Annotated in this window: 6 protein-coding genes; 5 read left to right on the top strand and 1 reads right to left on the bottom strand. The window is 71.3% G+C overall.

The window, feature by feature from the left end; genetic code table 11:
- A partial coding sequence (locus VGD44_RS21400) for a TetR/AcrR family transcriptional regulator C-terminal domain-containing protein (RefSeq protein WP_331090409.1) occupies window positions 1-454 on the top strand: 454 nt, incomplete at its 5' end.
- Here VGD44_RS21400 and VGD44_RS21405 read toward each other — a convergent pair.
- Window positions 441-2,048, bottom strand: a complete 1,608-nt coding sequence (locus VGD44_RS21405) for a GMC family oxidoreductase (protein WP_331090410.1) — start codon at window positions 2,046-2,048, stop codon at window positions 441-443. The genes VGD44_RS21400 and VGD44_RS21405 overlap by 14 nt on opposite strands.
- Before the next feature lie 122 nt (window positions 2,049-2,170).
- On the opposite strand from VGD44_RS21405, the gene VGD44_RS21410 reads away from it, so the two are divergent.
- From VGD44_RS21410 to VGD44_RS21425, 4 genes are read left to right on the top strand one after another with little or no spacing between them, the layout of a single operon-like run.
- Window positions 2,171-3,667 (top strand): class I adenylate-forming enzyme family protein, encoded by a 1,497-nt coding sequence (locus VGD44_RS21410; protein ID WP_331090411.1) that lies wholly within the window; start codon window positions 2,171-2,173, stop codon window positions 3,665-3,667.
- Window positions 3,657-4,073 carry a Zn-ribbon domain-containing OB-fold protein gene (locus VGD44_RS21415; RefSeq protein ID WP_331090412.1) on the top strand — a complete coding sequence of 139 codons (417 nt, stop codon included), beginning with the start codon at window positions 3,657-3,659 and terminating at the stop codon, window positions 4,071-4,073. The genes VGD44_RS21410 and VGD44_RS21415 overlap by 11 nt, the downstream gene beginning before the upstream one ends.
- On the top strand, window positions 4,070-5,236 hold the full coding sequence (locus VGD44_RS21420; protein WP_331090413.1) for a thiolase C-terminal domain-containing protein: 1,167 nt from the start codon (window positions 4,070-4,072) through the stop codon (window positions 5,234-5,236). The genes VGD44_RS21415 and VGD44_RS21420 overlap by 4 nt, the downstream gene beginning before the upstream one ends.
- The gene (locus VGD44_RS21425; protein ID WP_331090414.1) at window positions 5,233-6,087 is read left to right on the top strand and encodes an alpha/beta hydrolase; all 855 of its coding nucleotides are present in this window, start codon (window positions 5,233-5,235) and stop codon (window positions 6,085-6,087) included. The genes VGD44_RS21420 and VGD44_RS21425 overlap by 4 nt, the downstream gene beginning before the upstream one ends.
- Window positions 6,088-6,245: the final 158 nt, after the last annotated feature.

The following is a 6,245-nucleotide window of genomic DNA, read 5'->3' on the forward strand; positions in this document are numbered from 1 at the left end:
CGCCCGGCAGATCATGCTGGACGCCGACGAGCCGCGCCGCCTGCCGAACGACGACTGGCAGGAGGCGGTGGTCAGCCTCTCGGTGGCGGCGCGGCGATCGATCCTGCGCCATCCCAACGCCGCGCCGCTGCTGCTGCTCTATCCGCCCCGCCACCAAGTGCTGAGCGGCTACGAGCGCACCCTGCGCAAGTTCGAGAAGAAGGGCGTGCCGGCCGAGCTGCGCATGCTGATCTCGATCGGGCTGGACAACATCCTGATGGGCGCGGCCCTGACCGCGGCCTACGCCAAGTCGCGCGACCTGCCGGCCTTCCCGGTCTACGACCCGGCGCAGTTCCCGAGTCTGGCGGCCGCGGTGAAGGCCAATCCGTTCGACGAGGAGCAGATGTTCGTAGCCACCATCCGCGCCTTCCTGGCCGGCGTCGCCAACCCCGACTCGCGGCTTATCCCGGAGTAGCGGCTGCCCGGATCAGGTCGGCGGCGCGCCAGGCCATGGCCATGGTGGGCCCGTTGGTGTTGCCCGAGAGGATGAAGGGCATCACCGAGGTGTCCACGACCCTGAGGCCGCTGACGCCGCGCACGCGCAGCTGCGGATCCACCGCCGAGGCCTCGTCCGAACCCATCCGACACGTGCCGACCGCGTGGTAGCCGCAGGTGCCGAAGCGGTCGTAGGCGTCGAGGATCTGGGCGTCCGTCTCGTACTCCGGCCCCGGCATCGTCTCGGCCTCGACGAAGTCCGCCAACGGCGCCTGTTGCACGTAGCGACGCATGGTGCGCACGGCGGCGACCATGATCGCGCGGTCCTCCTCGGTGTCGCGGTAGTTCGGGTCGAGGCGGGGCGGCGCCTCGGGGTCGGTCGAGGTGATGTGGAGGCTGCCCCGCGATGAGGGGCGCATCGGATAGGTGACGGCGTTGATCCCCGGGAAGCTTTCCAGCTGGGTGCGGCCGCTGGCGAAGTCGAAGCTGAAGGGCGCGATCAGGAACTGGGCGTCGGGACGGTTGGCGCCTGGCCGGCTCTTGAACCAGGCCCCGATCTCGTAGGCGGCCGCCGCCATCGGGCCGTCCTTCATCAGGTAGTAGCGGAGGGTCGAGCGAAGCAGCCGCCAACCGCTGAACTCGCGGTTCTGCGAGCCCGGGCCCTTCAGCTTCCATTGCAGGATCAGGCCGCGGTGTTCGCTGAGGTTCTCGCCGACGGCCGGGTTGGCGTGGACGAGGGGAATGCCCAGCGCCGCGAGGCGCTCGGGATCGCCCACGCCGGAGCGCTCCAGGATGCCGGGCGAGGCCATGGCGCCGCCCGCCAGGATCACTTCGCGCCGCGCGCCGATCTCGGCGGCTCGGTCTGCGGACAGCACCCGCACGCCGGTGGCGCGCTTGCCGTCGAAGGTGACGCGGTCGACGACGACATTGGTGCGGATGGTGAGGTTCGCGCGCCCCTTCGCCGGGTTCAGGAAGGCGACGGCCGCACTCTGGCGGCGGCCCTTGTGAATGGTGCGCGGCGCATAGCCCACGGCCTCGTCGTCGTCGGGCGCATTGACGTCGTCCTTCACCGGCCAGCCGAGCGCGGCGCCCGCCGCGACCATGGCGTCGGTCAACGCATCGCGGTGGTCGGGAAGGGTGACCTTCAAAGGTCCCGCCGCGCCGCGCGTCGGCGCGCCACCCAGGTCGTGGGCCTCAAGCGCGGCGTACGCGGCTCCGATTCTGTCCCAGCCCCAGTCGGGACCGGCGAGCTCGGCCAGGGCCTCGAAGTCGGCCGGCTGGCCGCGGACGTACATCATGCCGTTGACCGAGGTGGAGCCGCCCAGCACCCGGCCGCGCACCCAGGTCTCCGAGGTCCCGTTGGTGGCCGCGCTGGGTTCAGAGCCGTACACCCATAGGTGCTTTGGGTCGGCCATCACCTTGGCCAGACCCTTGGGCATGTGGATGAAGGGATGGGTGTCGGGCGGACCGGCCTCCAGCAGCGCCACCGTGACGGACGCGTCCTCGGACAGGCGGTTGGCGAGCACGCATCCGGCCGCGCCGGCGCCCACGATCACATAGTCGAAGGTCTCCACGTTCCGCTCCCATCTGGGCCGCACGTTACGGCGCCCTTGAGCCCGACCGGGGCTGGACGACGGATATCTAATGTGCATAGATTTAGTCAAGGACGACAAGCCAGACGACGTCCGGAGGAAACATGAAGACGCTGTCGAGCGCGCTGGCCTGGTGGGCGCGGATGCAGGGCGACGTCGTGGCGCTCAACGTGGCGGGCGAAGCCGTCAGCTACGCCGAGCTGCACGCCTGGTCGAACCGGCTGGCCGTGCGACTGGTCGAGCTGGGCGTGGCGCCCGGCGACCGGGTTGCGGTCTGCGCGGCCAACTCCCTGGCCTACTGCGTGCTGATCATGGCGACCCTGCGGGCCGGCGGAATCCTGGCGCCGATGAACGCCCGCTTCACGCGCCCCGAGCTCAGCGAGATCGTCGAGGACGTGACGCCGCGCCTGGTCTTCGCCGACGACGAGCGCCGCGGACTGGTCGAAGGGCTGGGCCCCGCGCTGCACATGCTGTCGGAGGTCGAGGGCTTCCGTGTCGGCGCAGCCGTGTCGCCCGCCGTCGAGCCCGATCCCGCCTGGCCGGTGGTGATCATCGCCACCAGCGGCTCGACCGCCCGGCCCAAGGGCGTGGTCTTCACCAACCAGTCGATGATCGACTACGCCGCCGAGTTCCACCTGCACGAGCCCACGATCGGCAAGGGCGCCCGCGTGCTGGCCATCGCGCCGCTCAGCACTTCGGCGGGCTTCGTCCAGCTGGTGCACTACACGACGCTGGGCTGCACCCTCTACATGGAGCCGGCCTTCGAGCCGCAGGCGGGGCTGGAGCTGCTGGTCCGGGGGCGGATCAACGCCTTCGGCGGCGTGCCCCTCCTGTTCGAGCGCATCGCCCAGCAACCGGGCTTCGCCACCGCCGACCTCTCCGCCCTGCGCCTGGTCACCGTGGGCGGCGCCCGCGTCAGCCGCGCGTTGCTCGAGACCTGGATGGCGAAGGGCATCGTCATCCGCCAGATCTACGGCCAGACCGAGTGCGGTGGGAACGCCACCATCATGCCGGCCCACCTGGCGGCCGAGGCGCCCGAGAAGTGCGGCTGGGGCGGTCCCTTCACGACCCTCGTCACCGTCCGGCCCGACGGCAGCCGCTGCGACCCCGGCGAGCCCGGCGAGATCCTGATCCGCGGGCCGGGCCGCATGCTGGGGTACTGGAACAACCCCGAGGCTACGGCCGAGGCGATCCGCGACGGCTGGCTCCACACCGGCGACTTGGGCGTCCTGGACGAGCAGGGCCTGCTCACCTTCGTCGACCGGATGAAGGACATCATCATCTCGGGCGGCCTCAATATCTCGGCGGCCGAGGTGGAGCGGGCGGTCAGCGAGTTCCCGGGCGTCGAGGAGGTCGTCGTGATCGCAGCTCCCGACCCCAAGTTCGCCGAGACGCCGATGGCGGTGCTGTACGCCTCCGCCGCGGTGGACGTGCCGACCCTGATCGCCCACTGCAACGGTCGCCTCGCCGACTACAAGGTGCCCCGCTACGTCGTGGTCGAGCCCGAGCCCCTGCCGCGGCTGGCTACGGGCAAGCTCTCCAAGCCGGCCGTGCGGGCCAAGTACAAGGACCAGATCGCGGGCCTCGCCCGTGTCCGCTGAAGCCGCAGTGATCAGCACCGGCGCGGACCAACCCTACTGGGATGGCCTCGCGGAAGGCCGCGTGCGGTTCCCGCGCTGCGCGGGATGCGGCCGCGTCCATTGGCCCGCGGTCTGGCGCTGCGGCGACTGCGGGTCGTGGGAGCACGCCTGGTTCGACGTCGAGCCGGTGGGGCAGGTCTACACCTGGAGCCGCACCTGGCACCGCTTCCCGGGGCTCGAGAGCCTGAGCGCGCCGTTCATCAGCCTGGTCGTCACCGTCGACGCGACCGAGGGGCGGCGGCTGACGGGCATCCTGGAGGGCGACGACGCGGCCATCCGCATCGGCGCCCGGGTGAGGGGCCGCATCGCGACGGTCGAGGCGGCCGGGCGCGTCGTGCCGGCCCTGCGGTGGCGGGTCGAGGCATGAGCGGTCTTGCATGTGGCGTGGCCGTCGCGGGCGTCGGCCTGCGGCAATACAAGCGCGGGACCGCACCATTGCCCGAGCGCGGCGTGCTGGTGGGCGCGATCATCGACGCCTGCGCCGACGCCGGGATCGACCCCGCCGAGGTGGATGGCTTCGTCTCGTACGGCGACGACAAGAACGAGCCGGTGCGCCTGATGCCCGACCTGGGCACGCGGGAGCTGCGCTGGTCGAGCCAGGTGTGGGGCGGTGGCGGGGGCGGGATCGCCGCGGCGTTCGCCCAGGCCGCCGCCGCGATCCTGACCGGCCAGGCGCGCGTCGTCGTGGTGTTCCGCGCCCTGGTCGAAGGCGTCAGCGGGCGGCTGTCGGCGGCGGTGATGGCCCATCACCTGAACGAGCACATGCTGGGCGCCGGCGTGATCTCACCCGCCCAGGCCTGCGCACTCAGGGCCCAGCGGATGTTCGAGCACTATGGCGTGCCGCAGTCGGTGTGCGAGGATCTGGTTCGCGCCAGCTACTTCCACGGTGCGCGCAATCCCGAGGCCGTCGCGTTCGGGAAGGACTTTACTGTCGAGGAGTACCGGACGGCCCGCTGGATCAGTGAGCCGTTCCGCCTCTTCGACTGCTCCCGCGAGAACGACGGGGCGGGCGCCCTGGTGCTCGTGGCGAGCGAGCATGCGGCCGATCTCGCCAAGCCGCCCGTCTACCTGGCCGGGGTCGCGCAGGGCGCGGCCAAGGGTTGGGGCGACCTGCTGGAAAACGACGACGACGACCAGTACGTGACCTCCGGCTTCCGGCTGACCGCGCGCGATCTCTGGGGTCGCACCGGGCTCACGCCGGCCGACATCGACGTCGTGCAGATCTACGAGAACTTCAGCGCCCAGGGCGTCGCCGCGCTGATCGACCACGGCTTCTGCACTTACGAGAACGTGGCTGAGGTCGTGCGCTTCGACAACCTGATCGCCCCCGGCGGCAAGCTGCCGGTGAACACCTCCGGCGGCAACTTCGCCCAGGGGTTCATCCACGGGATCGGCATGCCGATCGAGGCGGTCCGGCAGCTGCGCGGCCAGTCCGCGAACCCGGTCCCGGACGCAAGGACCTGCCTGCTCACCGGCGGCCCCGGCGCGCCGACGGTCAGCTCGGCGATCTTCTCGAACGTGCGGCTGTGAGCGGGCCCGTCCGCATCACGGTCGAAGGCTCGCGCGCGCTGCCCATCGCCGCCGACCACTGGCCCGCCTCGGACCGGCCGCCGGTCATCCTGCTGCACGGCGGCGGCCAGACGCGCCACGCCTGGGGCGAGACCGGGCGGGCGCTGGCGGCGAGGGGTTACGAGGTGATCGCCATGGACCTGCGCGGCCACGGCGACAGCGGCTGGGCGACCGACCGGGACTACAGCTTCGACGCCTATCGCGACGACCTGGCGGCCGTGCAGGCCTACCTCGGCAGACCCGCCATCCTGATCGGGGCGTCCCTGGGCGGCATCGCGGCGTTGCTGGCGGCGGGAGAGGGCGATCCGGCGCTCGTGAAGGCGCTGGTGCTGGTCGACATCACGCACCGGCCGTCGCCTGACGGCGCGTCGAAGATCCAGGCTTTCATGCGCGGCGGCCGCGATGGCTTCGACACCCTGGATGACGCCGTCGACGCAGTGGCGGCCTACCTGCCGCATCGCCGCCGGCCCCGCGATCCCAGCGGGCTGCTCAAGAACCTGCGCGAGCGTGACGGTCGGCTGCACTGGCACTGGGACCCGCAGTTCCTGGAGACGGCCGCCAACGACCGGGGCCGCATGGACGGTCGGCTCGACCGCGCGGCGGCCGCCGTCACCGCACCCACCCTGCTGGTGCGTGGGTCGCTGAGCGACATCGTCACCCCCGAGGATGCCGAGGCGTTCCGCGAGGTGGTCCCGCACGCCGAGTTCGTCGAGGTGGCCGGGGCCGCGCACATGGTGGCCGGCGACGACAACACCGCCTTCGGCGAGGCGCTGATGGGCTTCCTCGCCCGGGCGGCTCCAATTATCTATTGACGATAGATTATTCGCGGCTAGGATCGGCTCCAAGATCCAGAAGGCGCTTACCTATGGCTGTCACCGAAACCCTCGCCCGACCGCGGCTCGCGACGCTCGAGACCTTGAGCGACAGCCAGATCCGGGCGATCCGCGCCATCCCGCACCACGACCAGGCG

The sequence above is a fragment of the Phenylobacterium sp. genome (assembly GCF_036402295.1).
Lineage (GTDB): Bacteria > Pseudomonadota > Alphaproteobacteria > Caulobacterales > Caulobacteraceae > Phenylobacterium.

Bases quoted from the DNA above. Each gene is read 5' to 3' on its own strand.
- VGD44_RS21410 (WP_331090411.1), top strand. From the start codon at position 2,171: ATGAAGACGCTGTCGAGCGCGCTGGCCTGGTGGGCGCGGATGCAGGGC.
- VGD44_RS21420 (WP_331090413.1), top strand. From the start codon at position 4,070: ATGAGCGGTCTTGCATGTGGCGTGGCCGTCGCGGGCGTCGGCCTGCGG.